Origin of the sequence: Promicromonospora kroppenstedtii DSM 19349, assembly GCF_000515355.1 — a bacterium.
GTDB lineage: Bacteria > Actinomycetota > Actinomycetes > Actinomycetales > Cellulomonadaceae > Promicromonospora > Promicromonospora kroppenstedtii.
On sequence record NZ_KI911763.1, the window covers coordinates 1 to 2,510 of the forward strand.

Annotated in this window: 2 protein-coding genes; both read left to right on the plus strand. The window is 73.6% G+C overall.

Annotated elements, in window-relative coordinates; all coding sequences use genetic code 11:
• Positions 1–210 precede the first annotated feature (210 nt).
• The gene (locus PROKR_RS29250; RefSeq protein WP_245606022.1) at positions 211–1,287 is read left to right on the plus strand and encodes a DUF3048 domain-containing protein; all 1,077 of its coding nucleotides are present in this window, start codon (positions 211–213) and stop codon (positions 1,285–1,287) included.
• Between the two features lie 164 nt (positions 1,288–1,451).
• Positions 1,452–2,510: DUF1611 domain-containing protein (locus tag PROKR_RS29255; protein WP_245606023.1), on the plus strand; the 1,059-nt coding region annotated here is incomplete at its 3' end.

The following is a 2,510-nucleotide window of genomic DNA, read 5'->3' on the forward strand; positions in this document are numbered from 1 at the left end:
GGCGGCGTCGGACAGGCGGGGCTGCGGGGCGTAGGCGGGGCCGCCGTCGAGGGCGTCCCGGACGGCGCGCACCACGGCGCCCGTCGGGTCGGTCGGGGTCACCTCCTGAGCGTAAGCGCGTCCGACGGGCCGGGCGTCGGGCGGATCTGTAACGTGTGCGCCACGGGGACCCCTCGGGGCTCGGCATCGATCGCTCGCGGAGGAGAACCGATGACGCGTTGGACGACGGCGGTTCGTGCCACAGGCGCGGCCATGGCGACGGCACTCGTGCTGACCGGCTGCAGCGCCGGGAGCCCCGCGGAGGCGCTGCCCACGCCCACCGCGACGGTCGCGGCCCAGGTCCAGGGAGACCGGGGTGGGCCGCCCGCCCCCGACGTGCCGGTGGTGTGGCCGCTCACGGGGGTGCGCACCGACGTGGTCAAGGCGCGTCCGGCGGTGTCGGTCAAGATCGAGAACGCGACCGCGGCCCGCCCGCAGCGCGGGCTGAACGCGGCCGACATCGTGTGGGAGGAGGTCGTCGAGGGCGGCATCACCCGGTTCGTCGCGACCTACCACTCGAACATCCCGGACGTCGTGGAGCCGGTGCGCTCGGTGCGGCCGATGGACCCCGCGATCGTGGCCCCGCTCGACGGCATCCTGGTGTTCTCCGGCGGTCAGGGACCGTTCATCGCGGCGACGCAGCGGGTGGGCACCCAGACGATCATCATGGACGACGGCGACCCGGGCTTCCGGCGCGATCTCGCCCGCGAGGCGCCGCACAACGTGATCGGCACCATGTCCACGTTCGTGCAGCAGGCCGACGCTGAGCGGACCTCCCCTCCGCCGGCCCAGTTCGAGTACGGGAGCAGGCTCGGCCAGGGCTCCGCGCCGCAGTCCGGCCGTTCCGTACGGTCCGTGGACGTGCGACTGTCCTCGCTCCAGCGCACGGTCTGGACCTGGGACCAGGACAGCAAGCGCTACCTGCGCAGCGAGGGCACCGCGCCGTCCCTGTCCGCGAACGGCCTCCGGCACGCGGCGCGCAACGTGCTGGTGCTGTCCACCGAGGTGTTCAACACCAAGTGGCACGACCCGGCCGGGGCGCCGGTGCCCGAGCACCGGCTCGCGCGGAGCGGCGGCAAGGGCACGCTGCTCTCCATGGGGCACGCCATCTCGGTGCGCTGGTCCAAGAAGAGCCTGAAGGCCCCGATCGTGCTGAAGGTACCCGGCGGCAGGACCGCCGAGCTCGACCCGGGCAACACCTGGATCGAGCTCGTGCCGCGGGGCAAGGGGAGCTGGAAGCTGGGCTGACCGGCCGACGCCGCCGGCGCGGGTATTCTTCCCGCACGGCGACGGCGTACGGCCGTCGTGGCTGATGAGAGAGCTTTCATCCGGGTCTCATCACGAGTTCATGGCGGGCTTGTCGAATAGCGACGTCGCACCCTCGCGTCCCTCGACAAGAAAGCGTGGCCGTCATGAGCATCCTCGACACGTCATCGGAGCTGCGCGGGCTCGACCCGCGTCCCCTCGCCACCCCGCTGCGGGTCGGCGGTGCCGTACCCGCGCTGACGCCGGACCCGGCCACACGCCGGCTGCTGCGGGCCAAGAAGGCCTATTCCACCCGGTTCGTCGCCGCGGCGATCGAACGCGACCCCGCCGCGTTCGGGCTGGTCACGGACCTGTCCTGCGCACCACGCCCCGGTGACGTGGTGCTCGCGCGGGTCGTGACGATCGGCCAGCACCGTCGGCTGGAGTCGCCGGACTCCCGCCGACAGATCCTGTTCGAGGGCGACGAGATCGTCGTGGCGTACGGGTCGCGGTACGCCGCCGACCAGTTCCTCGCGGTGCTCCCGGAAGACCTCGGGGCGTGCCACCTCGCCGCCGCGGGCGGGCTCGCCTCGCGGGTCGTGGACCGGCACGCCGCGATCAAGGACGCCACGGTGATCGAGCCCGTCGGCCTGCTGACGGCCGGGGGAGCGGTGGTGAACCTCGCGACCTACGCGCCGCACCAGGTGCGCGCGGCGGGCAGCGCGGCCGGGAACGCCACGCGCGTCCCGGTGATCGCCGTCATCGGCACGTCGATGAACTCCGGCAAGTCCACCACGCTGGCCTGCCTCGCCCACGGCCTGGCCGCCGCCGGCCTCACGGTGCACGCGGGCAAGGCGACGGGCACGGGCGCGGGCAACGACGCCCACCACTTCGTCGACGCCGGCGCTGATCACGTGGTCGACTTCACCGACTTCGGGTTCCCGAGCACGTTCGGGCTGCCCTTCGAGGACGTGCGCGACGTCTTTGCCACGATGGCCGACGTGCTCGCCGCCCCTGCCCGGCCGGGGGCGCCCGCGCCCGACGTGGTGCTGATCGAGATCGCCGATGGCGTCTACCAGGGCGAGACCGGCCGCCTTCTGGTCGACGACGCCTTCCGGTCCGTGGTGGACCGCGTGGTCTTCGCCGCCGGGGACGCGCTCGGGGCGAGCGGCGGCGTCGCGGCGCTGCGGGCCCTGGGCTGCGAGCCGTCGGTCGTCTCGGGCGTG